At 60.9% G+C, this 26729-nt stretch carries 28 protein-coding genes and 1 tRNA gene; 18 read left to right on the top strand and 11 right to left on the bottom strand.

Annotation, left to right across the window (positions count from 1 at the left end; all coding sequences use genetic code 11):
- Positions 1–300: 300 nt before the first annotated feature.
- From MESCI2_RS0127305 to MESCI2_RS1000000138260, 3 genes are all read left to right on the top strand, one after another.
- Positions 301–2592: an AAA family ATPase gene (locus MESCI2_RS0127305; protein ID WP_027039243.1), complete on the top strand. Its 2292-nt coding sequence runs from the start codon at positions 301–303 to the stop codon at positions 2590–2592.
- Positions 2589–4499 carry a UvrD-helicase domain-containing protein gene (locus MESCI2_RS0127300; RefSeq protein WP_027039242.1) on the top strand — a complete coding sequence of 637 codons (1911 nt, stop codon included), beginning with the start codon at positions 2589–2591 and terminating at the stop codon, positions 4497–4499. Before MESCI2_RS0127305 ends, MESCI2_RS0127300 begins: the two co-directional genes overlap by 4 nt.
- A 504-nt stretch (positions 4500–5003) precedes the next feature.
- Entirely contained in the window at positions 5004–5624 is a 621-nt protein-coding gene (locus tag MESCI2_RS1000000138260) for a hypothetical protein (RefSeq protein WP_155936701.1), read from the top strand.
- Here the strand turns inward: MESCI2_RS1000000138260 and MESCI2_RS01000000135800 are convergent.
- The 3 genes from MESCI2_RS01000000135800 to MESCI2_RS1000000137590 all read right to left on the bottom strand — a co-directional run bounded on the left by MESCI2_RS01000000135800 (position 5557) and on the right by MESCI2_RS1000000137590 (position 7157).
- Positions 5557–6120 carry a transposase gene (locus MESCI2_RS01000000135800; protein WP_032901400.1) on the bottom strand — a complete coding sequence of 188 codons (564 nt, stop codon included), beginning with the start codon at positions 6118–6120 and terminating at the stop codon, positions 5557–5559. The genes MESCI2_RS1000000138260 and MESCI2_RS01000000135800 overlap by 68 nt on opposite strands.
- Positions 6121–6587: 467 nt before the next feature.
- Entirely contained in the window at positions 6588–6791 is a 204-nt protein-coding gene (locus MESCI2_RS0127290) for a hypothetical protein (protein WP_027039241.1), read from the bottom strand.
- 198 nt (positions 6792–6989) lie between these two features.
- The gene (locus MESCI2_RS1000000137590) at positions 6990–7157 is read right to left on the bottom strand and encodes a hypothetical protein (protein ID WP_081738924.1); all 168 of its coding nucleotides are present in this window, start codon (positions 7155–7157) and stop codon (positions 6990–6992) included.
- Positions 7158–7313: 156 nt separating this feature from the next.
- Between MESCI2_RS1000000137590 and MESCI2_RS0127280 the strand changes: the two genes are divergently transcribed.
- Positions 7314–7389, top strand: a tRNA-Thr gene (locus MESCI2_RS0127280).
- Between the two features lie 136 nt (positions 7390–7525).
- On the opposite strand, the gene MESCI2_RS1000000137585 is transcribed toward MESCI2_RS0127280, so the two are convergent.
- Positions 7526–7684, bottom strand: coding sequence for a hypothetical protein (locus tag MESCI2_RS1000000137585; RefSeq protein ID WP_081738923.1), 159 nt, complete (start codon positions 7682–7684; stop codon positions 7526–7528).
- A gap of 482 nt (positions 7685–8166) precedes the next feature.
- Between MESCI2_RS1000000137585 and MESCI2_RS1000000139355 the strand changes: the two genes are divergently transcribed.
- Both MESCI2_RS1000000139355 and MESCI2_RS1000000138255 read left to right on the top strand, forming a co-directional pair.
- Positions 8167–8493, top strand: a complete 327-nt coding sequence (locus MESCI2_RS1000000139355) for a DUF6894 family protein (protein WP_430981687.1) — start codon at positions 8167–8169, stop codon at positions 8491–8493.
- 17 nt (positions 8494–8510) lie between these two features.
- Positions 8511–8702, top strand: coding sequence for a hypothetical protein (locus MESCI2_RS1000000138255; RefSeq protein WP_155936700.1), 192 nt, complete (start codon positions 8511–8513; stop codon positions 8700–8702).
- Positions 8703–9062: 360 nt separating this feature from the next.
- Here the strand turns inward: MESCI2_RS1000000138255 and MESCI2_RS1000000138625 are convergent, their stop codons facing one another.
- A complete protein-coding gene (locus MESCI2_RS1000000138625) occupies positions 9063–9536 on the bottom strand; it encodes a hypothetical protein (RefSeq protein ID WP_197031606.1) in 474 nt (157 codons plus the stop codon).
- A 440-nt stretch (positions 9537–9976) separates the two neighbouring features.
- Between MESCI2_RS1000000138625 and MESCI2_RS0127255 the strand changes: the two genes are divergently transcribed.
- The 3 genes from MESCI2_RS0127255 to MESCI2_RS0127235 all read left to right on the top strand — a co-directional run bounded on the left by MESCI2_RS0127255 (position 9977) and on the right by MESCI2_RS0127235 (position 12562).
- Positions 9977–10681: a Crp/Fnr family transcriptional regulator gene (locus tag MESCI2_RS0127255; RefSeq protein ID WP_027039237.1), complete on the top strand. Its 705-nt coding sequence runs from the start codon at positions 9977–9979 to the stop codon at positions 10679–10681.
- A 1311-nt stretch (positions 10682–11992) separates the two neighbouring features.
- Positions 11993–12292: a DUF1236 domain-containing protein gene (locus MESCI2_RS0127240; protein WP_027039234.1), complete on the top strand. Its 300-nt coding sequence runs from the start codon at positions 11993–11995 to the stop codon at positions 12290–12292.
- Between the two features lie 75 nt (positions 12293–12367).
- Positions 12368–12562, top strand: coding sequence for a hypothetical protein (locus tag MESCI2_RS0127235; protein WP_245270481.1), 195 nt, complete (start codon positions 12368–12370; stop codon positions 12560–12562).
- A gap of 96 nt (positions 12563–12658) precedes the next feature.
- Here MESCI2_RS0127235 and MESCI2_RS0127230 read toward each other — a convergent pair whose 3' ends face one another.
- Positions 12659–13228, bottom strand: coding sequence for a DUF2569 family protein (locus MESCI2_RS0127230; RefSeq protein WP_027039232.1), 570 nt, complete (start codon positions 13226–13228; stop codon positions 12659–12661).
- Between the two features lie 125 nt (positions 13229–13353).
- Entirely contained in the window at positions 13354–13968 is a 615-nt protein-coding gene (locus tag MESCI2_RS0127225; protein ID WP_027039231.1) for a TetR/AcrR family transcriptional regulator, read from the bottom strand.
- Between the two features lie 91 nt (positions 13969–14059).
- Here MESCI2_RS0127225 and MESCI2_RS0127220 point away from each other — a divergent pair, with 91 nt between their 5' ends.
- The 5 genes from MESCI2_RS0127220 to MESCI2_RS0127200 are packed head-to-tail and all read left to right on the top strand — an operon-like array spanning position 14060 to position 18670.
- A complete protein-coding gene (locus MESCI2_RS0127220) occupies positions 14060–15151 on the top strand; it encodes a polyamine ABC transporter substrate-binding protein (protein ID WP_027039230.1) in 1092 nt (363 codons plus the stop codon).
- A gap of 13 nt (positions 15152–15164) precedes the next feature.
- The gene (locus MESCI2_RS0127215) at positions 15165–16046 is read left to right on the top strand and encodes an ABC transporter permease (RefSeq protein WP_027039229.1); all 882 of its coding nucleotides are present in this window, start codon (positions 15165–15167) and stop codon (positions 16044–16046) included.
- A 1-nt stretch (position 16047) separates the two neighbouring features.
- Complete coding sequence (locus MESCI2_RS0127210) at positions 16048–16830, top strand: ABC transporter permease (RefSeq protein ID WP_027039228.1); 783 nt, start codon at positions 16048–16050, stop codon at positions 16828–16830.
- The gene (locus MESCI2_RS0127205; protein WP_027039227.1) at positions 16827–17891 is read left to right on the top strand and encodes an ABC transporter ATP-binding protein; all 1065 of its coding nucleotides are present in this window, start codon (positions 16827–16829) and stop codon (positions 17889–17891) included. Before MESCI2_RS0127210 ends, MESCI2_RS0127205 begins: the two co-directional genes overlap by 4 nt.
- Positions 17892–17911: 20 nt before the next feature.
- Positions 17912–18670, top strand: a complete 759-nt coding sequence (locus MESCI2_RS0127200) for an MBL fold metallo-hydrolase (RefSeq protein WP_027039226.1) — start codon at positions 17912–17914, stop codon at positions 18668–18670.
- 8 nt (positions 18671–18678) lie between these two features.
- On the opposite strand, the gene MESCI2_RS0127195 is transcribed toward MESCI2_RS0127200, so the two are convergent.
- The 3 genes from MESCI2_RS0127195 to MESCI2_RS0127185 form a co-directional block, all read right to left on the bottom strand.
- Positions 18679–19380, bottom strand: a complete 702-nt coding sequence (locus MESCI2_RS0127195) for a TetR/AcrR family transcriptional regulator (RefSeq protein ID WP_027039225.1) — start codon at positions 19378–19380, stop codon at positions 18679–18681.
- 132 nt (positions 19381–19512) lie between these two features.
- Positions 19513–20940: an amidase gene (locus tag MESCI2_RS0127190; protein WP_027039224.1), complete on the bottom strand. Its 1428-nt coding sequence runs from the start codon at positions 20938–20940 to the stop codon at positions 19513–19515.
- An 88-nt stretch (positions 20941–21028) separates the two neighbouring features.
- Positions 21029–22063: an extracellular solute-binding protein gene (locus MESCI2_RS0127185; protein ID WP_027039223.1), complete on the bottom strand. Its 1035-nt coding sequence runs from the start codon at positions 22061–22063 to the stop codon at positions 21029–21031.
- Between MESCI2_RS0127185 and MESCI2_RS1000000138250 the strand changes: the two genes are divergently transcribed.
- A complete protein-coding gene (locus MESCI2_RS1000000138250; protein WP_155936699.1) occupies positions 22035–22313 on the top strand; it encodes a hypothetical protein in 279 nt (92 codons plus the stop codon). The two genes, MESCI2_RS0127185 and MESCI2_RS1000000138250, sit on opposite strands and share 29 nt — an antisense overlap.
- Positions 22314–22419: 106 nt before the next feature.
- Here MESCI2_RS1000000138250 and MESCI2_RS0127180 read toward each other — a convergent pair whose 3' ends face one another.
- The gene (locus MESCI2_RS0127180; RefSeq protein ID WP_027039222.1) at positions 22420–23391 is read right to left on the bottom strand and encodes an NAD-dependent epimerase/dehydratase family protein; all 972 of its coding nucleotides are present in this window, start codon (positions 23389–23391) and stop codon (positions 22420–22422) included.
- 206 nt (positions 23392–23597) lie between these two features.
- Between MESCI2_RS0127180 and MESCI2_RS1000000138245 the strand changes: the two genes are divergently transcribed.
- From MESCI2_RS1000000138245 to MESCI2_RS0127165, 3 genes are all read left to right on the top strand, one after another.
- Entirely contained in the window at positions 23598–23882 is a 285-nt protein-coding gene (locus tag MESCI2_RS1000000138245; protein ID WP_155936698.1) for a hypothetical protein, read from the top strand.
- Positions 23883–24104: 222 nt separating this feature from the next.
- The gene (locus tag MESCI2_RS0127170) at positions 24105–24878 is read left to right on the top strand and encodes an NAD kinase (RefSeq protein ID WP_023812117.1); all 774 of its coding nucleotides are present in this window, start codon (positions 24105–24107) and stop codon (positions 24876–24878) included.
- 198 nt (positions 24879–25076) lie between these two features.
- The gene (locus MESCI2_RS0127165) at positions 25077–26666 is read left to right on the top strand and encodes a DEAD/DEAH box helicase (RefSeq protein ID WP_027039220.1); all 1590 of its coding nucleotides are present in this window, start codon (positions 25077–25079) and stop codon (positions 26664–26666) included.
- Positions 26667–26729: the final 63 nt, after the last annotated feature.

Genomic DNA, 26729 nt, shown 5'->3' with positions numbered 1-26729 from the left:
CCGATGCGGACTGGCAGCTTTCAGCAGCTGCGGAGGCGATCGGATGTTCAACTTAGATGGGTCTAGGCCTGATATCGGCCCTAATCGGAGATCTGCTGTGCGGGCTTTGGTCTGTCGTTTCGAGGTCTATGTCTCCGGAAAGTTCTTGCAAGAAGTGACGTTTGCTCTACTCGGTGACGGTCAGCCGACTTGTGCACGGCGCACGGCAACTGCGAGCGAGGCATCACCTGCCAAGACAGCGGCCAGAGGCGAGACTTCTGTTATGCCAATTTGCACTAAAGTTATTTTGGGGGATCTGAAATGCATATTGCTCATCTGGAAATCGCCAATTTTCGCAAATTACTTTCGGTACGGATCGACCTGGCCGACAAGACCACGCTTTTTGTCGGCGCAAACAACAGTGGCAAGACCTCTGCCATGCTGGCGCTCCGACGCTTCCTTACTAAACGCGGCAGGACTTTCGAGAAGCATGACGTGACACTGTGCCACTGGGCCGGCATCAACGCCCTTGGACAAGCCTGGATCGACGCCGAGGGAACCGCGCCTCCGGATCTTGAACAGGACTCCTGGATACCGTTCCTGCCTGTCCTCGACATCTGGCTCAACGTCGCCCCCAACGAGCTGCACTTCGTGAGCAATCTGGTGCCCAAGCTCGATTGGACCGGCGGCAAACTCGGCGTGCGTTTGCGGCTCGAGCCCAAGGATATGCCAGCGCTCCATAAGGAATTCATGGATGCGTTCGCGAACACCCAGAAGATAAAGGCCGCAATTCCAACCGCAAGCGCCGAGTCAGGCGCTGCTCCCGCGCCCTCTCCGAAGCTAACTCTGTGGCCCTCGTCGCTGATGGATTTCCTGGAGCGACGCCTCAACGCGCATTTCGAAATACGAGCCTACACGCTTGATCCAGACAAACTTGTAGAACCCACGGACGCAATGGCTCAGCCGCAGAAGCTCATTGCCGGTGTACTGCCACTTGATGGCGACCCTCTTGTCGGACTCATCCGGATCAACGAAATCAGCGCCCAGCGCGGGTTCGGCGGGGCGCATCGCGGCGACGACGACGACGAAGGAGTGTCGTCGCCCGGCGGCCTCAAGCTTTCCGACCAGGTTCGCGACTATTACAAGCGGCACCTCGATCCGTCGGAGTACCCTGATCCGACCGATATCGGGGCCCTGCAGGCGGTCGAAGAAGCCCAGGACGCCTACGACCTGAAGCTGACCGAGAGTTTCAAGGAAGCCTTTACCGAGGTCGAGACGATGGGTTATCCGGGGATCACCGATCCTAAGCCGCATGTCTCGACCCGACTGAAACCCGTCGACGGCCTAAACCACCAGGCGGCCATTTCTTTCCAGGTGGACGTCGTAAGGGGGGATGGCGGGATCGTACCGGTACTCCGGCTACCAGAGGGAAACAACGGCCTTGGATACCAGAACCTCATCTCGATGATCTTTCGGCTGATGAGCTTCCGGGCGGCCTGGATGCGGGTGGGGAAAGCCTCCAAAGCGCCTGATGCGGGCCAGTTGGAGCCTCTGCACCTCGTTCTCGTCGAAGAGCCCGAGGCACACTTGCACGCCCAGGTGCAGCAGGTCTTCATAAAGAAGGCATACGAGGTGCTGAGGGCCCATGAAGACCTCGGAGCGAACCCGGGGCTGCGCACGCAACTTGTTGTCAGTACGCACTCCAGCCATGTCGCCCATGAGACACCCTACAGCTGCCTCCGGTATTTCCGTCGCCTTCCAGCCGGCATGAACAAAGTGCAGATCCCGACCTCGGTGGTCATTAACCTGACCAATGCGTTCGGCGAGGAGAGCGAAACAAAGCGCTTCGTCACGCGCTATCTCAGGGCGCAGCACGCTGACGTGTTCTTTGCTGATGCCGTGATTCTTGTCGAAGGCTCCGCCGAGCGAATGTTCTTGCCCAATTTCATCGCGCGAGACTATGCCCGGGTGAACCAAGGCTATGTGAGCATGCTCGAGGTGGGCGGCAGCCACGCGCACCGATTCAAGCCGCTGATCAATCTTCTCGGCATCACCACCCTCATCATCACCGACCTCGACGCCCAGTCGGGCGAAGCCGTGCAGCCAAAGATCGGAGAAAACCAGGTCACCAACAACGATACGCTCAAGTCGTGGTGGCCACAGAAAACCAAGATCGACGAGCTCCTCCAGCCTGATGTCGACAAAGTCCTCAAGCAGACCGCCCTGCATGAAGTGCGCGTGGCCTACCAGATGCCTGTCGAGATCGTTTGGCCCGAAGCCACGTCAGCCCAGACTGCGATCCCTTACACGTTCGAGGACGCCCTTGCGTTCACCAACATGAAATTCTTCTCCGAGCTAGAAGGCATCGGCCTTGTCGCCAAGTTCAGGGAGGCCATATCCGGTTCGGCAAATGTGGGCGAGACCGGGGCGAAGTTCTTCCAAGCGCTTCGCAAGGGCGTAAAGGCCGAGTTCGCGCTTAACGTCCTGGGGGCAGAGGGCTTCGAAAAGCTTGCTGTGCCTGCATATATCGCCGACGGACTGGCCTGGCTGAACGGGCAGCTCGAGAAAAAGCAGATTGAGGTGCTGTCTACGGACCTGGGGGCCGACAAATGATTGCCGATCAACTCGACGACGGTCAGCGGGACAAGAAGGCGGACGAGCTTATTCAAGCATGCCTGAACCTTGACACGCCGCAAAGCTTCTTCCTGTACGCAGGCGCTGGTTCGGGCAAGACGCGTTCGCTCGTCGATGCGATCAATCATGTCCTGTTGACTCCGACCGGCAGGCGCCTGGCCCTGGCAAGGCAAAAGGTTGGCGTGATTACCTATACGAACGCTGCCTGCGACGAGATAGCCAGCCGTCTCAAGTATGACGCGCGGGTGGAAGTCGCGACCATCCACGCGTTCGCATGGTCCATGATCAGCGGGTACAACGATGACATCCGGATATGGGTCAAGGGCAACCTGGAGTCCCGGATTGCTGAGCTGGAAGAAGAGATCGCCGGCGCAAGGAATCAAGCTACGAAGACGTACCAGGACCGGGTCCGCTCCCTGGCGAGCAAACGCCGGAGGTTGGCTGCCCTGCCGGGAGTGAAGAAGTTTATCTACAGCCCTATCGGTGACAACCGGACGCGCGACGCGCTCAATCACTCCGAGGTGATCTCGATCACCTCAGAGTTTCTGACGAACAAGCCGGTCCTGCAGTTGCTGCTAACCTCGAGATATCCGTTCCTCTTGGTCGATGAGAGCCAAGATACCAACCGCCACCTCATGGACGCCCTGCTGACGGTGCAGGTAGCACATACCCCGACATTCGCCCTGGGCCTGCTTGGTGACACCATGCAGCGCATCTACGCGGACGGTAAGGTCGATCTGGGGAAGAACCTGCCGGGCTGGGCTTTCCCCCAGAAGGCCATGAATCATCGCTGCCCACACCGCGTGATAAGACTCATCAATCGAATTCGCGCCGATGCGGATGGCCTCGTCCAGGCAGGGCGGCGCGACAAGCCTGAAGGGTTTGTCCGGCTGTTCGCTCTTCCCATATCCGTTCCGGACAAGATGGCGGCGGAGGGGCTAATCGCCAAGGAGATGTCGGAGGTGACTGGCGACCCCGCCTGGGCCTCGGCGTGTCGTGACTTCAAGACGCTCACGCTCGAGCATCACATGGCGGCCGTCCGCTTCGGCTTTGCCCAGATGTTCGAGCCGATCTATTCCGAGGACAGGCTGCAGACGTCGCTGCTCCAGGGAACGTCGGCGCCGCTACGCTTCTTCAGTAAGGAGGTCCTGCCTCTCGTCAGGGCGCTTCGGGGCGAGGACGACTTCACGGTGGCCGCGGTGGTGCGGAAGTTTTCGCCACTGCTCGATCCCGCCGTGCTCAAGGCAACCCCGGAAAAGCAGATGGAGCAGCTGGCGCGCGCTAGCGAGGCGGCCCGTAGCCTGAAGGCCATCGTTGACAGCGCCCAGAACCCAACGTTCCGCGACGTACTCCAGAACGTCGCTCGGACCGGCCTGTTCGCCGTACCGGACGCATTACTTCCGTTTGCGCAGCCCGACGATCCCGACGTCGTGGATCAAGAGCCGAGCGAAGGCGCAACGTCCGAGGCCTTCGATACGTCCGAGACAGCTGCGTGGCGGACGATGCTGGCTACGCCGTTCGACCAGATAGAGGCTTACGACCAGTACGTGAGCGGGCGATCGCCATTTGGCACGCACCAGGGGGTTAAGGGATTGGAGTTTCCCCGGGTCATGGTCGTCATCAGTGACGATGAAGCACGAGGGTTCCTATTCAAGTACGATAAGCTTTTCGGTGTCGAGCCAAAAAGCGCTACCGATCTGAAGCGTGAAGCCAGCGGCGAGGAAACGAGTATCGATCGGACCCGGCGGCTCTTCTACGTTACCTGCAGCCGCGCCGAGGAGAGCCTTGCCATCGTGTGCTACACCTCGAACCCGCAGGGGCTGGTGAACACCGTCGTTTCCCGCGGGTGGTTCGACGGGACCGAAGCGTCCGTGGTTACACTGTAGCTCGTTGTTTGGTCGCCAGCCGAGATGCAGTCGCACCTACGAAATACTTCTGTCTCGCTTTCCGAGCAGGGAATGATCTGGTCGGCAAAGCTGTCGGAATCGCGGAAGTCCGCTTTGGTGCAAATGTGGTTTCCGCAGTGCGCGTAAATGTCCCCTTCTGGGATGCCACCGCGCTCCGCTCAGTTTCGCCGATTGAAGCGCGATCCTGACAATTCAGCCTAGGGCCGGACCCTGACCCGCAGCTTTCCGCAGCAACCGTGAGGATAACCGCCGTTCGCTGGAGGCTCCTTCGGCAACGATTGTCTTGGAAAGAACTCCCTCGTCTCACTCTGCCGCACATTCGGCCACGCACCTGCAATTATCGGTCTGGAAACCGATTGACGCTTCCTAACCGATCGCGGCCTATCTTGATCGCCTCGTTCAGGCATGCAAAGTAGTCCATTCGTTCGTGCTTCCGGTGTTCGCAGATTACTGCGGTTGACGCCTTCTTTACATGGATTGACCATGAGACTTTCAACCGTCTATGCGCGCTTTTACAAGTCATTTAACTTCGACCATATCCGCAAGGCGACTCCCCAGGCCCAGCCCAAGGGCGATTGGGAAATGTTTCGTGACGCCTGGTATCCCTACGTCGAGGTCGAGTTCGACAGTCGGATTACGACCATCGTCGGCGCAAATGAATCTGGGAAGAGCCACCTTCTGAGTGCGGTCGAGAAGGCCGTGTCAGGGATTGGCTTCGAGCAGCGCGATCTTTGCCGCTACTCGCCCTTCTTCAGCGTGGAGCGGGAGGCTACCTGCTGGCCCCACCTTGGCCTCGGCTGGAGTATGGTCGAGCCGGACGAGGCGGCAGCGATCGCCCGTGTCGCGGGCGCAAAAACTGTACAGTTCGACCACTTCATGATGTTTCGGGAGACGCCCGAGGCACTCGACATTTGGATCCCAGACCCCAATGAAGGGTGGACGAAGCGCGTGGTTGCGGCGCGACAATCAACGGATCTTCCGCATATTTGGTGCAGGGGCGGCGTTCCCTTGGTTGCCCCGTCTGTTTCTACGGTCGTTAGGCGGCTGCCAGCAGCCTGTTTCTCAGCAGCGGATACCCAGAGCGCCCATACATCTGGCGCTTGATGGTCTTGAGACGGTTGATCTGTCCCTCGACGGGACTGGTGCTCCAGGGCTGGGTGATCGCGGCCCGAACGGCGGCAATGTCACGGCCGATGCCTGCTGCAAGGGAAGCCAGTTCGCTGTCCGTGGCGTCGTCGATCCATTGCTCGAGGCCGGCATCATCGTCGCCGCGTATCAGTGCAGCGAAACGTCGAGCCAGGTCACCCGCCTTCAAGAGCTCCGGCGCGCAGTCATAGAGATNGCCCAAGAATTGCTCGGTCTGCTCATCGAGCAAANTCGGGTCTTCGCTCAGCAGCCATGCACAGTTTCGGCGCGACGGCGGCCGCCATCGCGCATTTGGCGGAGCGGTCGATGAGCACTGCTGGCGGGCGGCGGTCCACCTGTAGACGGTCGCCTTGCTGCCTGCAAAGCCGCGGCGCTTGATTTCGCTCCACAGGTGCAACCCGTTACGTTGGCCTTCCTGCCAGCGTCCTTCGAGATACTCCTGGAAAGGATCCATGAGAACCGANAGCTTGGCGAAGACGTTGATGCGACTGATCTCCCCCCGCTCTGTCGCTACGCTATGCACACATCTTCTGTGACTGGCGTGACTGATCGGTGTGAGGCTTGATTACCACGTGGTTCCCCCAATCCGTCGCTGCTTCGCAGCGCCACCTTTCCCCCTCCGGAGGGAAAGGAAAGGAGCGTTGCTGGACGGGCGTTGACGGCAAAAAGCCTGGCGCCTTTCCTCTACCCCGTCGATCGGGGGAGAGGTGGCTCGGCGAAGCCGAGACGGAGTGGGGGTCGACCAGCGCCGCATGCATGCGCCAAGCTGCCATGCACCCTATCGCCAAAGACCAGTTGCCTGGAAATGTGTGCATGCCGTAGCTTGCGGGGGAGATCGCTAGCTTGCCCGTCCACATCGCAAGGTGCCGAACGCAAAAGAGGGCGGCCGAAGCCGCCCTTTTGGGGAATTGGGTCCCTCCATCAAAGGAAAATGATCACCCTGCCGTGCCTGTGGTGATGGTTGTAGTGCTTCCACCAGAACTTCTTGAAGTGCTTCTTGTGATGATTGTGGTGATGATGATGGCCGTGCATGCCGTGGGCTGACGACGTGCCGACAGTGCCGGCGAGCGCGCCGGTGGCGACGAAGATGGCGACGAGGCCTGAGGTAAGAGTGCGCTTGAACATGATGATCTCCTGGATCTTTTGATCGAGGCGACCCATTCGCCTCTGACCATCAGTCGGCGCGGCGCGGGGAAAGGTTCGAAGGGTGGACGAGATTTTTGTGAAGGAGCGAATAGTGAGTAGCGAATAGCGAGTAGGAAAGCAGGAACGCCACTCACCAATCGCTACGCCGCTATTCGCTACTCACTATTCGCTATTCGCTCACCCCATCCCCGTGACATGACGCAGCCAGAAGGCCAGCGCGATGAAGCCGATGATGGTGGTGACGCCGGTCCAGTCGACATTGGCCTTCTTCACATCGCTGATGATCTTCACCACCAGCATCCAGGCCACGAAGATGATCGGGAGAATGACGACAAATCTGATCATGCGACACCCCTGCTCGAAGCGATTGCACCTTCCCCTAGATGTAGGAAGCAATCCGGCACTTTTCAGGATGCCACTCCCCGACAGCGCATGGGACATGCCGGGAAAAAAGGAGTTTTGTCTTTACTGGCGCAACAAATATGCTAACCGGAGCGCCGTGCCCTTGTAGCTCAGCTGGTAGAGCAGCGGTTTTGTAAACCGAAGGTCGGCGGTTCGATTCCGTCCGGGGGCACCAGTCTCCACCCGACACTCCCTGGGAATCAACCAGCTCAAGGGTTTCAACGCCCCCGAGGTAGACCGGGAATACAAGCCGCTTAAACAGGGTACGAAGCCGGTACCCCAGTAGGCGGCGGGCCCCTAGTGGCGTTCCTTCAAAACCGGGCTTCGCGCAACAACGAATTCCAATCGGTGCCAACGAGCCCTATCAAATCTCGCGCATCGTGTTCTGAAATGCCGACTTCTTCAGACAAACGTCGGGCAAGCAATTGCTGGTTGCCTTTGGCCTCACGCCCGTCGCCATCTTTTCTCATTGGGTCCTCCTTTGGACCAACCTCCGGAATGGCGTTTAGTTGAGGGCTAAAAAGCCCGCCCGGTCACGGCAGCGGCAGGCTTCCAAGGAGGACGTGCCGGGATCGTCGGGTCCCTGCCGCGCCAGAGCTGTTAGCATTGGCTGTTCCATCAGAAGCGCGTCGCTGGCGTCAGCGGCTAAGCGACTTAGCTCCTGGATCGATCTTTCTTCAAAGGCTTGGAACCTTTGGCTTCAGCCGCGAGGCGTTGTTCTCGAAGTCGCGCAGTTTTTGTATCGCGCGCCTCCCTCTCTGCCGCGTTAGCAATCTTTGCCTCACGGTCTGCACGCTCCAATCGGTCTTTGTCGACGCGTCGCTGGGACAGTTTTTGGCCTCCTACCAGAAGGCCCTTCAATTACCAGTTCGCTAAAACGTTCCCATTCGTCGGACTGATTGTGGCCCGCCGACCCACGCCCTCGAAGGGGATTCAATTAGACAGAGCTAAAATGATGGCACCGGGAAACCTTTTTGCGACATCGACATTGTCGGGTTGCATGGCTCGCTTCTACTTTGATCTGACTGACAACGGCGAATTTTATCCCGACACTGAGGGCACGGAGCTTCCGAGCATAGAGGCCGTGGAAGATGAAGCCGCACGGGCGCTTTTGGAAATAGCGAGAGACGCGATGCCGGACGGCACCTATCGTCAGGTAGCGTTCCACGTTCGCGACGATACCAACGCCGCTTTGTTGGTGGTTAAGGTCACGTTCGAGCTTACACGGTTGGGCAGCGATCGAGACGGACCAAAACGGCGGCCCCCGACTAGGAGATAACCGGCAGACAGTGCTACATGGGGGATGAAATTTTCCCCCCGGCTTACATCGTCTACCTTCCTCCGCTGCCTTGCCGCCCCTATCTAGCTGTCACTTTGACGGCAAATGGCGCAATCACGGCGGCGCCATTTGACACGGCGGATGAAGCCGCAACGTTCAACAAGCTGATGGCGAAAACGGAAATATCCCGGCAAGCCGATTTGAATTGAACGACGCCGAGGTCGGGCAAGATTGTCCGCGAGGGTCTACCCCCCCTTCGATGGGGTTGTACTAGCGAGAGCCCTGCGTGCCCGCCTTGCCCATGAGCGAGCGCGAATGCTCGTCTTGCTCGAACAGATTGCTCACGCCTGGATGCTCGTTCAAGACACTGCCGCGATTCGCTCCCACGTGCGCGCCACCCTTCGTATCAAACCGTACGTTGAATCCTTCTTGGGTCACGCGTGACAAGAGAGTAAATAAATCCCTTCGCAGGAAGGGAGGCCGCGATGGCAGAAACGCATATAGAAGTCGCACGCGCGGTTATAGAAACCAGCTTTCGGTTGCGGCACCATTCCCTGACCGGAACTGCCTCATTTCGCCGTGATATGGACCACTCCCGACGCGCAATCGAGGCCTCGCGCCAACTGCTCAAGCGCCTTCGCCAACGTCATCGCGATGACATGGCCCGAGGTTGGGAAGGTCTGGACCCAGTTCCTGTTGCCGTCTCGGCCTTCGATGCCGACATTCTCCGCTCTGCCTTTCGAAACCTGGTCAGGGAAACAAGCGTTCCAGAGTGTGAATGGCGCCACATGGCTGAAAGCCTGGTCCGCGAATATGTCGGGTGCGAGCGGGTTGACGTTGGCTTGTTGGACTGGATTACCCACAAGTAGTCGGCGGTATAAATTGCGTACCAACGCAAAACAGCCCGCCCCGCCCACATTGCCGGTGACACGAAACGGGCTGCGGAAGCCCGCATGCGATGCTTCCTGCAATCCAACTTTGGACGAGTACGGATGTTCCGTTAGCTTCTGCTGAAAAGCGGTACATTCTGCTGCTGTGGTCATTCGACACTCGCCGGTAGAGTAGACCCGCCGCTCCATTTGCGAAGCGACGGGCTCTCGCCCACCCCATAACTGTCACAGCAATTTAGATGCCAAGCTCTTTGACCCGTTATGGAGCACAGCCTTCGCCTTGCCCGTCGGTCCTGCCAGTCGCCTTCTCGTCGCTCTACCTCGACATCAATGACCATGTACATCATGCCGGATCGTTGGCTGCGATCACAAATTGTCGGATTCGTACGAAGCAGAGTTCTGTGCGGTTCCAACCCTTTAACTTTGTACACCCCTGTTTTGTAATTCGGCGGCCGAGGGGACGCCGTGCATCGGATCGCATTTCACTGTCAATCGCGCGCCAGAGGGCGTATCTTCTCGAAATCGTCTGCACGTGTTTACGGGCGCGGACGGCAGGGAGATTGGAAAGCTCTTGCCCCAAGCGGGATTGAGCTATGACCAATCCAGAGAACGATTCCTATAAAAACCAATTGTTGCGTCGACTTAACCCTGGTGACCTGGGGCTTTTGCAGCCACACCTTGAACTGTGTGACCTCCAGCTGAAAATGACCTTAGAGAAAGCCGATTCGGAGATCGAGACGGTTTACTTCCTGGAGGACGGCATTGCCTCTGTGGTCGCGACGGCTTCAGGTAAGGAGGCCGAGGTAGGCCTTGTCGGCTTTGAGGGAATGACCGGTGCCGCGCTCGTGATGGGCGCTGACTATGCGGCGCATCAATGTTACATTCAGTCGCCCGGCAGTGCTTTCAGGATCGGAACCGAGCCCTTCAAGGAGGCTCTTGCGAACAGCCCGACGTTGCGCCTGTTCCTGTTGCGCTATGTCCACTACTTCCACATCCAGACCAGCTATACGGCCCTCATCAACGCAAAATCAAACCTTGAAGAGCGGTTGGCGCGTTGGCTTCTAATGTGTGACGATCGGGTCCACGGCGAACGCCTTGCGATCACCCATGAGTTTCTCGCCGTCATGCTTGGAGCAAGACGCCCAGGCGTTACCGTTGGGCTGCAAGTGCTGGAAGGACGCGGTTTCATCTATTCTCGACGTGGCGAAGTGCATATCAGGGACCGCAGCGGCCTTGCGGCCTGCGCAAATGGCACTTACGGCAAACCAGAGGCCGAGTACGCTCGGCTGGTTGGATGAGAGCGCCTTCCCAGCATGCCGGACGTGGACCACTATAATACGTGGTTCCAGACACTTGTGCCTCGCGCCAGCAAAACAGCCCGTCCCAACATTGCCGATACAGGAAACGGGGTGCGGAAGCCGCGATGCGATGCTTCCTGCCATTCAACTTTGGACGCGCATGGATGTTGCGTTAGCTTCTGCTGACATGCTGCAGTCAGCTACCGCAATACCGAAAGACGTTCATATCCCGTGGGTCAGTACAAGGTAAATAGCGGGGACGAGCATCAGCCAGCCGCTCAGTCCAAGAACCACCAAGATGGCCATGCGCTCTGTTCGCCTGACAAGGTCGACAATGTTTTCCCTGTCCGGCAAAGCGACGGAGGCCACAAATCCGGGCGCATGATCATCGTTGCCGTTTCCCGGTTGGTTCGCGCTGCCACTCTCATTCGATCTCTGGACCAATGTCATCGTTATCGTTCACCAAAGGAATGTAGCCGGCCCGTTCTCGGCGCGTGAGCCGGAACGGGCCGAGGCGGAAGATCAGTTAAAATCGAAGGACGACCGAAGGACCACGTCGGCGGTAGCACCGGACGCGACGGCGACCATGCCGCCAGTAACTGCGGCAGACCCGTCTCCAGCCCCGCCGGCGGCGGTGGGGACGGTGGTGCCAGTCCCGATGGTAGACCTGCTGCACTTCTGCTTGTGCATCCTCGTCAAAGGCCTCTGTTTGTGGCGTTTCGAGTTCATCGAGGATGCCGTGTCCAGCCCCTGGAACACCCGCCATTGCATCAATTGGGCGGATAGCGCTCGCAAGGGCCGCTGCCCCGGCAACGCCAAACATTGCAGTCAAGAAGGATCGCCGATCCATAATAAACCTCCCAAGGTACATGAGCTAAAAATGCGCCCACGCCTGCCGAATGAGCAGACGTGGGCGGACGGTGAAGTACGGACCCGCAGCCGCCGAAGCGGCTCGCGGGTCCTATCAGCGCAGGAAGGGACGTAGCTGCGCCGATCCACGCCATGTCAGCCAAGAACGACCCCCATCACCAGGAAGGTGATGGCTGTTGCGAAAATCGGTGCGAGCAACCATCGCGCCTGGCCGACACTTTTTTCCACTGTTTCTCTCCGAATTTGGAGAGACAACAACCTTTAGGCCTAAGCCGTTCCGCCTACTCCCAACGGGTAAGACCATTGCGTCTTCCAACCGGACTTTGGTCCTGCGCGGATTCAGACAGAGGCCCGTATGAGGAACGTTTGGCCTGGCGACGTGTTCGGGTGGCTGGCGCCCAGCCGGTCGTGCTGCCGCCAGGTTAAAAGAGGAGAAAAACAATGAGGATACACCTAAGCAGCGCCGCTGCGGCGCTCTTGCTGTTGGCCAGCGTCGGCGCGGTTGCGGCACAGGATGTGGTTATCACACCGGAACAGGACACCGTCGTCCGCGAATACGTGAACAGGCAACCCTTGGCTTCTGTGAAGCTTCCGGGGGTGGAGTTGAATGTCGGCACGGCTCTGCCAGACACGGTCGAACTCCACGACGTTCCCAACGTCAAATACCGCTACACGGTGGTCGACAACCGAACGGTTTTGGTGGACCCGAGCACACGCAAGATTGTGAAAGTCTACGACTGAAGCTTCGAACCGGCCACGCCCGCCGGCAGTGATGCCGGCGGGTTGCGCTCGTCAAATCGCCACTGAATCGGACAAATGAAAATGATGAACCCTGAAGTCGAGACGTCGCAAGCGCTCGTGGCGCGCCTGGTTGATCTCCAGGCGAGAGCGCGGGCAGCACGTATAAATGAGGCCGAAGTAAAGACCTTCCAAAAGGTCGCAGTCGTCAAGGATGACGGTCTCGGTCAGTCGGCTCAGAATCTGGCCGTTCCAGCTTCGATGGCGACATAGTGGTGCACGAGGTCACACCCCAATCGCCGCCACAAGAATTCGGTTCTGCCCGCGGATCGCCGCGCGCACTTCCAACACCCCAAGTTGTGCTGTCTCCTATGACGCGCTCGCAACCTGGGCCGATGCCCCAACCCTGATGAACGTGTTCCGCACCCTGACCGATTTGTAGACGTAGGCGACCCAGAGCCCTGTCAGCACAAACGAGACTATGGGGGCCACCAGCGCATCGCCTGCGAGCACCAGGCTCACCGGAACGCCCAGAACTGACGCAACCCAGATCGTGTCCAGCACGAAAACGACAGGGATGGCGAGCCACTGGAGCAGGAACAATTGCGGAAAGCGGTGGCTACGCCGCAGCATCGAAACGAGCACAACCAGCTGAAGCGCCAGAAATGCCAGATTGAGAGCAACCTCGCCATACACCACCAGGGGGCCATTTGAGAGGGTCATGAGTTGCTGGTAGCCTTCGGCCGAATTGGCGAAGTCGGCGATGGTACGCAGCGGCGACAAAGTCTGACCGATCGCCAGCAGCATCAGCCAGCCGCCGAAGCCCACAAGAGCCCCGGGATTCTGCGACGGCTTCGCGGCTGATCGAACAGCAAAGAAAACAGGCACGCCGATCAACAGCAGCACGATCGCCCAATGCCAGATGGAAAACGTCCCCATTTACCCCTCCCCCATTTATACCCCTATAGGTTGTATCAGATTTCAAACTCAACTCAAGAGGCGGACCTCCGCGTGAAGTGACCTATATGCCGAAGCGACAATTTCTCCTGTCTGCTCCTGACTCCTCACACCGCAATCGCCGCCACCAATATCCGGTTCTGCCTCCGTACCGCCGCGCGCAGCTCCGGTATCTTCGCCGCATCGCGCTTCACGAATTCGATGAACATCATGTTCATGTTGTTGAAGATCAGTTCGCCGAGCGCCGCGCCGTCGATGTCCTGGCGTACCAAGGCGAGCGCCTGCAGCCGGGAGATCAGGGCGCGGATCTGTTCGGTCAGCGCGCGGTCGAGCGCGGTGTAGGCCTGGCCGAACGGGCTGTCGGGCAGTTGCGTCGAGATCGCCATGGCCTGCCGCCACATCTCCTTGCTGAGATAGTGCAGCGAGTGCTCGATATAGATGCCGATCAGCGTGTCCAGCGCGTCGCCGACATTGGCCGGCGGCCTGGCGACGACGCCCTGCCCGGCATTCAGCACCTCGTTGACCTCCAGCGAGACGATGGCGCCGAGGATGTCGCCCTTGTTCTCATAGTAGTTGTAGATCGTGCCGACCGAGACCTCGGCCTGCGCGGCGATCGCCTCGATCTTGGCGCCTTCATAGCCGGCCTCGCGAAACAGTTCCGCCGCCGCCTCGATGATGCGCCGGTGCCGGTCCGCCTTTTGCCTTGCCCGCAATCCGCTCATCCCAGCCTCTTGCCATAAAAACAGAATTGACTCAATTTTAGAATTGGTTCAATTTTTTGCAAGAAGCCACAAAGGCAAGGGAGAACACTCGATGTCCGCGAAATCCGCATCCACGAATCCGCAGTCCATTCTGAAAAACCATCTGCATGCGGCGTGCGCCGCCACGGCGCTGTTGCTCGGAGCCGGCAGCGCTACCCAGGCCGCCGACCTCAACGCGCTGATCTGGTGCGATCATGCCGATCCGGCGCTGCTGCAACCGTTCGAGGAGGCCAATGGCGTCAAGGTCAACGTCAAGGAATTCGAGGGCACGGGTGCTGGCCTCGCCATCGTCGAACAGTCGCAGCCCGGCGATTGGGACGTGATGGTGATCGACAGCATCGACGTGCCTCGCGGTGTCGAAAAGGGCCTGTTCGAGCCATTGCCGGAAGACAAGCTGCCGCTGGCCGACCTGTTCCCGCAGGTGAAGATGGACGGCTCCACCGTGGTCGGCGGCAAGCGCTACGGCATCACCGAAAAGTTCGGCTACAACACGATCGGTTACAACAAGACCAAGGTCGACCCGGCCGACATGCAGTCGATGGCAGCACTCACCGGCGACAAGTACAAGGGTAAGGTCGCCATCTACGACTACTACCTGCCGGTCATCGGCATGGCGGCGCTCGCCATCGGCAAGAAGACGGCCGATCTCACCGAAGCCGACCTGCCCGCCCTCAAGGACGAGCTCTTGAAGATGAAGGCCAATGCCAAGCTGGTCGGCGAAGTGACCGCCAGCCAGACGGCGCTGGCGACCGGCGAGGTCGACATATTGGTCGGCGGCGGCGAATGGGTGACGGCGGGCCTGGCCAAGGAAAACCCGGCGCTGGACTTCTCCATCCCCAAGGAGGGTGCGGTGCTGTGGTCGCAGTCGCTGGCCATGTTCAAGGATTCCAAGAACAAGGACATGGCGCTGAAGTTCATCCAGTACATTATGAGCCCTGAAGGCCAGGCGCGGCTTGCCACCTCGTCCTGCTACTGGGGCATGCCGGCCAACACCAAGGCAGCACTCACCGACGACCAGAAGAAGGTCCTGCGCTTCGACGAACAGCCCGGCTTCCTCGCCCGCGCCCAGGCCTATCCGGCGCCGAACGCCGATCTCGACAAGAAGATGCAGGACATGTGGACCGAAATGCTGCAGGCGAAATGAGCCGATAGCGCTCATGAGCAGCTCGGCAAACAAAGGACGTGCCCTGCCCCGGGCGGGCTCTGCTCTGCCCCGGGCGGCCCTGCCCTGGGCGCTGGTCACGCCGGCGCTCGGCTGGACGCTGCTGTTCTTCGTGCTGCCCTTCATCGCCATGGGGTTTTCCAGCCTGACGGCGCATGAGGGCGGCGCCTTCACGGCGTCCAACTACAGCCAGTTCTTCACCAACCCGTCCTACTGGCAGGCGATGGTGAACTCGCTGCAGGTGACCGCGATCGTCACCGTGATCTCGGTGCTGCTCGCCTATCCCTTTGCCTGGATCCTCGCCGAACAGGTGCCGGAGCGCTGGCAACGGCTGGCGCTGATGTTGGCGGTTCTGCCGTTCTGGACCTCCTATGTCGTGCGTTCCTACTCCTGGCTGCTGGTGCTGGCGCAGAACGGCGTCGTCAACCGGGCGCTGACCAGCTCCGGCCTGTTTGCCGAGCCTGTGCAACTCGCCAACACGCGTTTCGCCACCGTCACCGGCTTCGTGCATTTCTTCGTCATGCTGTTGACGCTGACCATCTTTGCCAACCTCAAGCAGCTCAGCCCGAGCTACCGCAAGGCCGCCGCCGATCTCGGCGCCGGGCCGGTGCGCACCTTCCTGCATGTCGTGCTGCCGCTGACCTTGCCCGGCATCATGGTCGGCGCCTTCCTGACCTTCGTGCTGTGCATTGGTGACTACATCACGCCGCAGATTCTGGGCGGCAACAACGAGCTGCTGATGCCGCAGCTGGTGATGATGCAGATCGGCCGGCGCGGCGACTTTCCGCTGGCCTCGGCGCTGTCGATCATCCTGATGGCGGTGGTTACTATCGCCTACCTCGCCTGCGCCCGCTGGCTGAAGATCGAGCGGGCCTGAGATGCGCAAGGTCGTCCGCATCGCTTCCTGGCTCTACGCGCTCGCCGTCTATGCCTTCATCTTCCTGCCGGTGGTCGTGCTGGTGCTGTTTTCGCTGCAGGCGACGTCGTTCCCGATCCCGCCCTTCACCGGCCCGTCGCTGCGCTGGTACGATGCGGTGCTGTCGGACACACGGCTGACCTCGGCGCTGGTCAATTCGCTGCTGGTAGCGTCCATCTCGTCGCTTGCCGCCGTCACGCTCGGCTTCCTCTGCGCCTGGGGTTTTGCGCGCTTCGTGCTGCCGGGCTCCGGCCTGCTGCGCGGGCTGATCACGCTGCCGCTGACGGTCAGCTATCTGATCATCGGCATGGGGCTGCTGGTGCTGTTCAACTGGGCCGGCGTGCCGAAATCGCTGCTGGCCGCCGGCATCGGCCATGTCGTGATCAACCTGCCGCTGTGCTTTGCCATCATCTACAGCCAGATGGGCAACCACCAGATCAACATCGAACGCGCCGCGCGCGACCTCGGCGCGCCTGAATGGAAGGTGCTGCTTTTGATCACCGTGCCTGTCATGGCGCCTGCCATCTTCGCCGGCTTCTTCCTGTCGATGACCTTTTCCTGGGACGAGTTCGTGATCTCCTTCCTGCTCACCCGCTTCGGCACCACACTGCCGGTCGAAATCTGGAACCTCTTGCGTTCGGGCCTCAATCCCAAGACCAACGCCGTCGGCTCGCTGGTCTTCGCCGTTTCCATCGTGCTGGTGGTGCTGTTCGAACTGACATTGCTGCGCAGGAGAAAGGCATGACCGCTCCCCTGGTCGATATAAGTTCCATCTCGCATCGCTTCGGCCAGCACACGGTGCTGAAGGATGTCTCGCTGCAGATCGAGCCGGGCAGCTACACCATCCTGCTTGGGCCCTCAGGCTCCGGCAAGACTACGCTGCTCTCCATTCTGGGTGGCTTCGTCACCCCCAGCGAAGGCAAGGTGTTCATCCGTGGCGAGGACTGCACCTCGGTACCGCCGGCCAAGCGGCCGACCACGACGGTGTTCCAGGACTATGCGCTGTTCCCGCATATGAGCGTCGGCAGCAATGTCGGCTTCGGCCTGCGCATGCAGGGCGTCGACGGCGCGACACGGGCGGCAAAGGCGCGCGACGCGCTGGCGCTGGTCGGCCTCGCCGCCGCCTTCGACAAGAAGCCGCATCAGCTTTCCGGCGGCCAGCGGCAGCGCGTGGCGCTGGCGCGGGCGCTGGTGATCGAGCCGGCGGTGCTTTTGCTCGACGAGCCGCTCGGCGCGCTCGATCTCAAACTACGCCGGCAGATGCAGGACGAGTTGAAGGCGATCCAGAAGCGCGTCGGCACCGCCTTCATCCATGTCACCCACGACCAGGAAGAGGCGATGGCGCTGGCCGACCATTGCGTGGTGATGAATGACGGGCGCATCGAGGACGAAGGTCCGCCCGAGCGCGTCTATCACAGGCCGGCAACGCGCTTTTCCGCCACCTTCATGGGCGAAAGCACGATCCTTGCCGGCACAGTCACGGAGACCAAGGACCGGACAAGCACTGTGGCGACGCCGGTCGGTCCGGTCTCGCTGCCCGGCGCCCTGCCGGTGGGAGCCGCCGTTGTACTGGCCATACGGCCGGAGCATCTTGTCCTCGGCGAGGCCCGCGGTGGTGTCAGGCTCGGCACGGCTGGGGTGAGCGACGTGGTCTTCCAGGGCAGCTTCAAGCGCGTGCTTGCTGTCTCCGTCGAAGACCCCTCCCTTCACTTCATCGCCAGGCTGCCGGCGACTGCCACCGTCCGGCCGGGCGACACGGTTGCCGTTTCGTGCGATACCGACCAGATCATCCTGCTGACGGATTGAACTTTCCTAACGGATTGAAAATGGGCACACTTTCGGTCATCGAGGCACCAGACTGGTACGAGACCATCCGCATGAGCGATGGCGTGACCTTGATCCACGAGCCGTGGATAAAGCCGTTCTTCCGCTGCAACATGTGGCATGTGCGCGGCCGCGACCGCGACCTCCTCTTCGACACCGGGCTTGGTCATTTCAGCCTCCGGCGTCACGTGCCGCTGGTCAGCGAGCGCAAGCTGACCTGCATCGCCAGCCACACGCATTTCGACCATATAGGCTGCCACCACGAATTTCCCGAGCGCTGCGTGCACGCGGCCGAGGCCGATATCCTCGCCGATCCGCGCAACGAATGGACCGCCGCCGGCACCTATGCGACCGACGCAATGTTCGACGGCATGCCGCAAGGCTGGGACACGGCGCGCTATAGTATTCTACCCGCACCCGCCGGCCGTTTGCTCGACCATGGCGACGTCGTCGATCTCGGCGACCGCGCCTTCGAGGTGATCCATACCCCCGGCCATTCACCCGGCGGCATCGCGCTCTACGAAAACAGGACGGGCATCCTGTTATCCGGCGACATCATCTATGACGGCCCGTTGATTGACGATGTCTACCACTCGGACATATCAGATTACATGGAGACACTCACGCGCCTGCGCGACCTCGACGTCTCGGTCGTGCATGGCGGTCATTTCCCGAGCTTCGGCAAGGTGCGCTATCGCCAGCTTGTCGACGAGTATCTGGAACAGAAGCGGCAAGCCGGCTGCCATCTGCGGCAGCCCTAGAAAGCGGGTTAGAGCATCAGTTCGAAATGCCGCGGAAACGCCTGATGCAGCAGAAGCAGCATGGTCTTGCGCAGCACGTTGGTGTCACGGCTGGACGGATTGAGATGATCCCAATACCAGGCGCCATGAACCAGATAGTTCAGGCTCTCCGACAGGGTGTCGATGTCGACGCCGGTATAACCGCCGCTGCGCGAAATCTCGATCAGCAGCTCGCGCGCCTCGGCGGTGTAGGCGAGATCGCCCGGCATGCCGATTTCATTGTAGATCTGCATGCTCTTGCGGTCGCTGGAGAACACGACGAAGACCGAAACCCATTTCGGGTGCTGGCGGGCGAAACGTTGCGCGCAATCGACCGCGCCCAGGGCCCGCTCAACCGGCGACAGGCCGGGCGCCCGCACCAGCGTCACCCACAGCTCGTCGTATCGATCGCTGAGATACTGCAGGACGGCGCGAAACAGGTTCTCCTTGCTGCGGAAATGGAAGACGACCAGGGCATTGGACGAGCCGACATGTTCGGCGATGCGCTGCATGGTGACGCTTGCCAGCCCCTCCTCCGCGATGAGCTCGATGGTGGCGTCGATGATCCGCTGCACGCTGGCTTCGCCGCGTTCGCGCCGACGGTCCTTGGGCGGCGCGGCATCGTTTGCCGAAACCCCGTCCTTGGCCATTGCGCCTCTGTATTTTACCGCTGTAGCCTTGCGTTGCGCCATCTTCGTCCAGTTCCTTTCGAACCCCTTGCGGCAGCGATCGCCAGCCCGCCCCAGGTCCGGGCATTCGAGGCCGGCTCACCACAAGCAAAGCCGGAGATCAAGCAGCATCGCGGCAAGGGCCGCATCGCCCTGTTATAGCGACGGACGCGTTTCGGCGTTTGTGTACCATTGCCCGTTGGCCCTCTCATAGGCCATGGCCGCCCGGAAAACATCGGCATCGCAATAGGTGCGGCCGACGATCTGGATGCCCGTCGGCACACCGCTCGCCGCCCGGCCCGAAGGGATGGACAGAACCGGACAACGGCTCATCATGTTGAACGGCGTCGTCATCACCCAGCCAAGCGAGGGGTTCACCTGCTTGCCGTTGATCTCGACCGTGCCCGTGGTCTGATCGAATTCCGCAGGCACGGAGGGAAGCGCGTTGGTCGGGCAGATCAGCACATCGTAGGCCTCCAGCAGCGGCCCCAGCGTCTGGTACATCCTGGCCGCCACCTCCAGTGTTCCGACAAAGTCCGTCGCCTTCGACTTCTGCCCATCCTCGGCGAACTGCCTGGCGTAGCTCGTCATGTCCTTGCCGTGCTCCTTGAGCAGCTGCGACAGCGAAGCGCCAAAGAGATGCTCGAGATAAGCCATGCCCGCTCTGAGCACTTCGTCTCCCCAGCCCAGATCGACTTCCTCGACCGTGGCGCCGAGCGAGCGGAACACATCGCAGGCGGCAAGCGTGTTCTTGCGCACATCGGGGTCGACTTCGAAAGAACCAAGGTCCATCGAGAAAGCAATCTTCCAGCCCTTGATCGGCTTGTAGTCGCTGGGCAGCCGCAGTTTTGGGCGCAGCGTGGCGATGTCGAGCGGGCTCGGTCCGGACATGACGTTCTGCAGCAGGATCGCATCCCCAACGTTTCGCGCTAGCGGTCCGGTGTGGCAGTAGAAATCGAGATTGAACGGCGGCTCGTCCGGATTGCGCCCGTAAGGCGGCTTGAAGCCGACAAGACCGCAGGCCGACGCGGGAATGCGGATCGATCCGGCAATGTCCGAACCGGTGGCGATCGACGACGTGCCGGACGCCAGCGTCGCCGCGGAACCGCCCGACGAACCGCCGGGCGTGAAATCCTGGTTCCATGGATTGCGCGTCACGCCCCAGCGTTTCGACCAGGTGTAGCCGGCGCAGCTGAATTCTGGCGTCGCCGTTCGGGCATGGACAATGCCTCCGGCCTTGATGACGCGCTCGTTCATCGTCGAGGTATGGCCACCGATGGCGTCCCCGGACAGCAGCGAGCCATGCGAGGTCGGCTTTCCCTTGATGTAGCTCTCGTCCTTGATGCCGATCGGCAGGCCCTCGAGCGCCCCGGTCTTGGCACCCCTGGCGTATTTCACCTCGGCTTTCCTGGCCAGGTCCATCGCCTCGTCGAAATGCGTGAAGGTGAGGCAGTTGATCGTCGCCTTGGTTGCCTCGGCGCGGCGGATGGTGGCCTGCATCAGGTCGACAGGCGAAAGCTTCTTCGCCTTGAACAGCCGCAGCGCCTCGCTGGCCGGCATGTAGCAAAGGTCGAGATCGGTCATGGGAAGTCTCCTGCGATCTGCGCATCGCGTTTGGCATGGACGGGAGATGACCGCGCCGCGTGCAGCGGCGCGGGAAAGCCTGGTCAGGTCATTTCTGCAGGTCGGTCCAGATCTTCGTGTAGAGCGCCTGCACGTCGGGCGGGCAGGCCAGCATGAACTGGCCCTTGGCAGCGAATTCGGTGGGGATGTTGACTTCCGGCGCGGTCTTCATGTCGTCGGGCATGAAGGCTTCCGAGCCCTTGATGCCGTTCGAATAACGCGCAAAGGCTGAGATCAGTGCCGCATTCTGCGGATCCATGATGAAATTCTGGAACAGCTTGGCGTTGTCGACATTCTTGGCGTCCTTGAGGACAGCGACATTGTCCATCCAGATCGGATAGCCTTCCCTAGGATAGCCATAGACGATCTTGTCGTTCTCAAGCCGCTCGCGCAGCGATATGCCGTTCCAGTTGACACCCGCGGCGATGTCGCCCCTGCCCAGGCCATCGACGGCCGCATAGTCGAGCGAAAGCCATTTCGCCTTGGCCTCCACCAGCTTGTCATGCACCTTCTTCAGCATCTGCATGTCGCTGCTGCAATATTTGCCACCCTCGTAAGCGATGGCGAGGAACATGATGTCACCCATTTCGGGAACGACATTGATCTTGCCGACGAGTTCGGGGGGTGGGTCGAGGAAGATCGCCGATGTGTTCGGGTCGCCGGCATAAACCGACTTGTTCACCGAAATGCCGGTCGTGCCCCACTGCCATGGAACGGTGTATTTACGGCCCGGATCGAATGGAACATCGACCCACCTGGGATCGACGTTCTTGAAGTTTTCCATCTTGTTGGGATCGGTCTCCAAGAGCAGACCTTCGCTAATCCAGACCGGCACGACGCTCGCCGAGGGCACGACGATGTCATAGCCGGAGGCGCCCTGCCGGACCTTGGCCAGGGCGGTATCGTTGGAATCATAGTCGGTGACGGTGACCTTGACCTTGTAGGTCTCCTCGAACTTCTTGATCAGGTCGGGGCTGGTGTAGTTGCCCCAATTGTAGATGTTGAGCTCGCCGTCGGCACGGGCCACGCCCGTGACAGTCAGCAGCGACAGGCCGATGGCCGTCGCGGTCAGTTTCCAGTTCATGCTGCATGCTCCCATTGTTGGGACCGGCGGCGTTACGGCCTCAGGTCCGTTTCCTGCTGACGAAAAGATGGCCGCGACAATGCCGATCGACGCCGCGAGAACGGCCGTCGACATCGCACTCGCGGCATGCGGCGCGCCGGCAACGGCAAGCCGCATCGCAGTCGAGATAGTCCCCTCTTCATGGTGGCCATTCACCGGCTGGCGCCGGCTGTCCAACTCAATTCTCGACCTCAGGAGTAACTATGACTAAACATACAGTCAATATCTTTTCAAGGATACGGCCATGGCTCGCCGATTGATGCGCCCGATGCGGTGAGTGGGCAGCAGGAAGAAGCTTGGCCGCGGCGTAGGGCGCGTCAGGCCGTTGAGGCCGCAATGGCTCCAGCCGCAATTCGCTGGCGGAACCAATCGAAGGTGCGCCCGATGCCTTCCTGATAGCTCGTCCTGGCTTCCCAGCCAGGAAGGACGTGCCTCGCCGAAGTCAGGTCCGGACGCCGATTTGTCGGATCCTGGGGAGCCGGAGGGTGGTGCTCGATGCGGCTGCCGGGGACGAGCGAGCTGACGAACTCAGCGATGCGCAGGACCGAAACCTCGTGGTCGTTGCCGATGTTCAAAGGGCCGCGATGCGAGATGCCGTCGCGCCAGAAGTAGCGTTCCAGCCCTTCGACGATGTCGTCGACATAACCCCAACTGCGCGATTGGGAGCCGTCGCCATAAACCGTCAGCACCCCGGTTGTCAGAGCCTGGATGGCAAAGTTCGAGACGGCGCGTCCGTCGTCGATGCGGGTTCGCGGCCCATATGTGTTGAAGATCCTGACGACGCGAATGTCGAGCCCGCCAACCCGCTGCTGCTCGAACAGCAATGCCTCTGTGCAGCGCTTGCTTTCATCATAGGAGGCCCTGGGACCGGTGCAGTCCACCGATCCCCTGTAACTCTCGGGTTGCGGTGAAACCAGAGGGTCGCCATAGACTTCCGAGGTCGAGGCGAAGCAGAAACGGCCGCCGGGCTTGAGCAGCGTCAGAAGATTGAGCGCGCCGCCGACGTTGGCCTTGATCGTGCGTACCGGCTCGCGCATGTACCAAAGCGGCGAAGCCGGCGACGCGAGATGGATGATCTCATCGAAGCGCTGAAGGGATGAAAAGCTTTCGGCATCGGCAATCTGCAGATCGAAACGCGGATCGGCGACATGTGCGACGTTGTCTCGCGTCCCGGTCCAAAGATTGTCGACGACGACCAGCTTTTCCAGATCGCTTCGCCGCAACAGGCGGTCGACCAGATGTGAACCCAGGAAACCGCAGCCGCCAGAGACCAACACGCTGCGTGACATGGACCCCCCTCCAGACACCCGGCCAGTCAACGAGCCACAGGGCTTGTTTCCCAACAACAGCGGATACGAGGCTACCCAAAAGCCTTTCCGCCAATCGATGCACCCATCTACACCGCCAAGCGCCGCGAGTGCAAACAGCAAGCCTTCACGATAGAACGTGCGGCGGCCGACCGGCCTCTGCTTTTAAGGAGAGAACCTGCCGCGCGATGTCGCGCACCGAAGCGGCCAATGCCGCCGGTCATCCGGAAGATGATCAGGACATTTCAGCGCTACAGCGCCCTTTGCGGACATGGCGCTCCGGCTGCATCACCACAGCGCGACGCCGTGGGCTGCGGCCGGAAGCTCGTTTCTTCGGACTGGCGCACCAGTTCGGCAAAGAGCAGCGCGAAGCTTCCCAGCATCAGAAAGACGATGATCAGGCGTGTTACCGGCAATATGTCGGCCTCGACTGGCTAGCCCCCACGCCACCCATCCACTGCCGGCTAACATGACCGATCCGGCTTTACGAGACTTTAAGGCCGGTCTTAACCATCACATTCGCGTAGCCTTTGACATGATCCGCGAACGGCAAGCCCGCATCCGCCGACCGGCATGGCCGTACCATCCGGGATGGCGTTGCCATCCGGGATGGCACCTCCCTTTGCAGACGTACCCCGCCCATGCTACCCCGGCCCAGCAACCGGCCGCTGCCAACCGGTCGTCATCGGGGAGCCATGAGCAAAGCCGCCAGCCGCATCGCCTTCGTCTCGTCCGACACCGCCGACGCCAAGACGGCGCTGGAAAGCCTGTCGGCGCGCTATGGCCAGTCTTCCGTCGAGGAGGCCGGGATCGTCGTTGCGCTTGGCGGTGACGGCTTCCTGCTGCAGACCCTGCGCGACACGATGGGAACCGGCAAGAAGGTCTACGGCATGAACCGTGGCACCATCGGCTTCCTGATGAACGAGTATCGTTCCGGTGGCCTGACGGAGCGTCTCGAAGCCGCCGTCGCCGAAACGATCCGCCCGCTGGAGATGCTGGCCGTGACCTCGGAAGGCGAAACGATTTCGGCACTGGCGATCAACGAGGTGGCGCTGTGGCGCCAATCGTACCAGACGGCCAAGATCCGCATCACCGTCGACGAACAGGTCCGGCTTGAGGAACTGAACTGCGACGGCGTCATGATCGCAACCCCGGCCGGGTCCACCGCCTACAATCTTTCGGCGCACGGACCGATCCTCCCGCTCGACGCGCCGCTGCTGGCGCTGACCCCGGTCAGCCCCTTTCGCCCGCGCCGCTGGCGCGGCGCGCTGCTCTCCAACAAGGCGACCGTGCGCTTCGACATCCGCGAGCCGGAAAAGCGGCCGGTAAACGCCGCCGCCGACCATACCGAGGTCAAGGCGGTGACCTCGGTAACGGTGCGAGAATCACCAACGGCGACAGCAACGTTGCTGTTCGATCCCAATCATTCCTGGAACGAGCGTATTCTCGCCGAACAGTTCCGCTATTGAGCCGGCGCTGCGACCGACAGGTCGATTAAGCATCCCGATTAAGGTTACAACTTCACAATCGTGCCATTGCTGCCCGTTTCTGTTGACAAATCGAGGGCTTGCTCCTAATTGCAATACCGATCTTGCAGGCGCGTGGCGCTTGCCGCGACGCCATTAGACGCCGTTGCGCTTCCCCGAACCAGCCAAAGACAACAACACTTGTCCTCAGACACCACGACCGCTCAAGAAGCGTTGACCTTCGCAGACCTCGGCCTGTCGCCGAAGGTCCTTTCCGCAGTCACCGACGCCGGCTATCTCAAGCCGACGCCGATCCAGGCTGGTGCGATCCCGCACGCCTTGCTCGGCAAGGATATTTTGGGCATTGCCCAGACCGGCACTGGCAAGACGGCTTCCTTCGTGCTGCCGATGCTGACCCGCCTCGAAAACGGCCGGGCCCGCGCCCGTATGCCGCGCACGCTGATCCTGGAGCCGACGCGCGAGCTCGCCGCGCAGGTCGAAGAGAATTTCATCCGCTACGGCAAGAACCACAAGCTCAACATCGCGCTGTTGATCGGCGGTGTCTCATTCGACGAACAGAACAAGAAGCTGGAGCGTGGCGTCGACGTGCTGATCGCGACGCCCGGCCGCCTGCTCGATCACCGCGAGCGCGGCAAGCTGCTGCTCAACGGCGTCGAGATCCTCGTCATCGACGAAGCCGACCGCATGCTCGACATGGGCTTCATCCCCGATATCGAGCGCATCTGCGAGATGATCCCGTTCACCAGGCAGACGCTGTTCTTCTCGGCGACGATGCCGCCGGAAATCACCAAGCTGACCGAGAAATTCCTGCACGCGCCGGTGCGCGTCGAGGTGTCGAAGGCCGCGTCCGCCGCCACCAACATCATCCAGCGGCTGGTCAAGTCCGGCTCCAAGCCCTGGGACAAGCGCGAGACGCTGCGCAATCTGATCAAGGCCGAAGACGCCGAGTTGAAGAACGCCATCATCTTCTGCAACCGCAAGGTCGAGGTGGCGGAACTGTTCCGCTCGCTGCTGAAGTATGATTTCGACGCCGGTGCGCTGCATGGTGACATGGACCAGCGCGCGCGCATGCAGATGCTGGCCAATTTCCGCGACGGCAAGCTGCGCTACCTCGTCGCTTCCGACGTCGCCGCGCGCGGCTTGGACATCCCCGATGTCAGCCACGTCTTCAACTATGACGTGCCGATCCATGCCGAGGACTATGTCCACCGCATCGGCCGCACTGGCCGCGCCGGGCGCTCTGGAAAATCCTTCACCATCGCGACCAAGTCGGACACCAAATACATCGACGCGATCGAGCGGCTGATCGGCAACAAGATCGAATGGCATGACGGCGACCTGTCGACAGTGGTCGCCAGCGAAGGCGGCGAGGACGATGCTCCGCGTCGTGGCAAGGGCGCGCCGCGCCGCGCCGGCCGCAAGGACGACGACCGCGGCAGGGAAAAGGGCGGCGAGCGCAAACCGCGCGAACGCCACGCCAAGCGCAGCGAAGACACGGCACCGGAAACAGTCCGCGAGGACCAGCCGGTGGCCGAGGCCGCAGCCGCCGACGTCGGCGAACGGCGCTCGCGCAAGGAAGCGATCCGTTCGGAAAACACAGAGCGCAAATCATCCGATCGCAACGAACAGCGCGCACCGGAACGCGGTGACACCCGGCCGCAGCGCGACAACAGCCGCCCTGCCCGCCAACGCCACCAGGAAGACAACGATTCCACCGTTGGCTTCGGCGACGACATGCCGGCCTTCATGCGGATTGTCGCCAAGGTCTAATTCCCGACCGCTTCGAAGGCGAGCCGGCCACTCGGCTGCCTTCTTGGCAAAGCTTCCAGCCTG

It is taken from the genome of Mesorhizobium ciceri WSM4083, assembly GCF_000519305.1.
GTDB classification, from domain to species: domain Bacteria; phylum Pseudomonadota; class Alphaproteobacteria; order Rhizobiales; family Rhizobiaceae; genus Mesorhizobium; species Mesorhizobium ciceri_B.
The sequence above is the reverse complement of the archived record's forward strand: the minus strand, read 5'-3'. Positions and strand labels throughout refer to the sequence as shown.

Excerpts from the sequence above, each read along its gene's own strand:
- MESCI2_RS0127305 (WP_027039243.1), top strand. The coding sequence starts at position 301 with ATGCATATTGCTCATCTGGAAATCGCCAATTTTCGCAAATTACTTTCG.
- MESCI2_RS0127300 (WP_027039242.1), top strand. The coding sequence starts at position 2,589 with ATGATTGCCGATCAACTCGACGACGGTCAGCGGGACAAGAAGGCGGAC.
- MESCI2_RS1000000138260 (WP_155936701.1), top strand. The coding sequence starts at position 5,004 with ATGAGACTTTCAACCGTCTATGCGCGCTTTTACAAGTCATTTAACTTC.
- MESCI2_RS0127290 (WP_027039241.1), bottom strand. The coding sequence starts at position 6,791 with ATGTTCAAGCGCACTCTTACCTCAGGCCTCGTCGCCATCTTCGTCGCC.
- MESCI2_RS1000000137590 (WP_081738924.1), bottom strand. The coding sequence starts at position 7,157 with ATGATCAGATTTGTCGTCATTCTCCCGATCATCTTCGTGGCCTGGATG.
- MESCI2_RS1000000137585 (WP_081738923.1), bottom strand. The coding sequence starts at position 7,684 with ATGAGAAAAGATGGCGACGGGCGTGAGGCCAAAGGCAACCAGCAATTG.
- MESCI2_RS1000000139355 (WP_430981687.1), top strand. The coding sequence starts at position 8,167 with ATGATGGCACCGGGAAACCTTTTTGCGACATCGACATTGTCGGGTTGC.
- MESCI2_RS1000000138255 (WP_155936700.1), top strand. The coding sequence starts at position 8,511 with ATGGGGGATGAAATTTTCCCCCCGGCTTACATCGTCTACCTTCCTCCG.
- MESCI2_RS1000000138625 (WP_197031606.1), bottom strand. The coding sequence starts at position 9,536 with ATGACCACAGCAGCAGAATGTACCGCTTTTCAGCAGAAGCTAACGGAA.
- MESCI2_RS0127255 (WP_027039237.1), top strand. The coding sequence starts at position 9,977 with ATGACCAATCCAGAGAACGATTCCTATAAAAACCAATTGTTGCGTCGA.
- MESCI2_RS0127240 (WP_027039234.1), top strand. The coding sequence starts at position 11,993 with ATGAGGATACACCTAAGCAGCGCCGCTGCGGCGCTCTTGCTGTTGGCC.
- MESCI2_RS0127235 (WP_245270481.1), top strand. The coding sequence starts at position 12,368 with ATGAAAATGATGAACCCTGAAGTCGAGACGTCGCAAGCGCTCGTGGCG.
- MESCI2_RS0127230 (WP_027039232.1), bottom strand. The coding sequence starts at position 13,228 with ATGGGGACGTTTTCCATCTGGCATTGGGCGATCGTGCTGCTGTTGATC.
- MESCI2_RS0127225 (WP_027039231.1), bottom strand. The coding sequence starts at position 13,968 with ATGAGCGGATTGCGGGCAAGGCAAAAGGCGGACCGGCACCGGCGCATC.
- MESCI2_RS0127220 (WP_027039230.1), top strand. The coding sequence starts at position 14,060 with ATGTCCGCGAAATCCGCATCCACGAATCCGCAGTCCATTCTGAAAAAC.
- MESCI2_RS0127215 (WP_027039229.1), top strand. The coding sequence starts at position 15,165 with ATGAGCAGCTCGGCAAACAAAGGACGTGCCCTGCCCCGGGCGGGCTCT.
- MESCI2_RS0127210 (WP_027039228.1), top strand. The coding sequence starts at position 16,048 with ATGCGCAAGGTCGTCCGCATCGCTTCCTGGCTCTACGCGCTCGCCGTC.
- MESCI2_RS0127205 (WP_027039227.1), top strand. The coding sequence starts at position 16,827 with ATGACCGCTCCCCTGGTCGATATAAGTTCCATCTCGCATCGCTTCGGC.
- MESCI2_RS0127200 (WP_027039226.1), top strand. The coding sequence starts at position 17,912 with ATGGGCACACTTTCGGTCATCGAGGCACCAGACTGGTACGAGACCATC.
- MESCI2_RS0127195 (WP_027039225.1), bottom strand. The coding sequence starts at position 19,380 with ATGGCGCAACGCAAGGCTACAGCGGTAAAATACAGAGGCGCAATGGCC.
- MESCI2_RS0127190 (WP_027039224.1), bottom strand. The coding sequence starts at position 20,940 with ATGACCGATCTCGACCTTTGCTACATGCCGGCCAGCGAGGCGCTGCGG.
- MESCI2_RS1000000138250 (WP_155936699.1), top strand. The coding sequence starts at position 22,035 with ATGGCCGTCGCGGTCAGTTTCCAGTTCATGCTGCATGCTCCCATTGTT.
- MESCI2_RS0127185 (WP_027039223.1), bottom strand. The coding sequence starts at position 22,063 with ATGAACTGGAAACTGACCGCGACGGCCATCGGCCTGTCGCTGCTGACT.
- MESCI2_RS0127180 (WP_027039222.1), bottom strand. The coding sequence starts at position 23,391 with ATGTCACGCAGCGTGTTGGTCTCTGGCGGCTGCGGTTTCCTGGGTTCA.
- MESCI2_RS1000000138245 (WP_155936698.1), top strand. The coding sequence starts at position 23,598 with ATGTCGCGCACCGAAGCGGCCAATGCCGCCGGTCATCCGGAAGATGAT.
- MESCI2_RS0127170 (WP_023812117.1), top strand. The coding sequence starts at position 24,105 with ATGAGCAAAGCCGCCAGCCGCATCGCCTTCGTCTCGTCCGACACCGCC.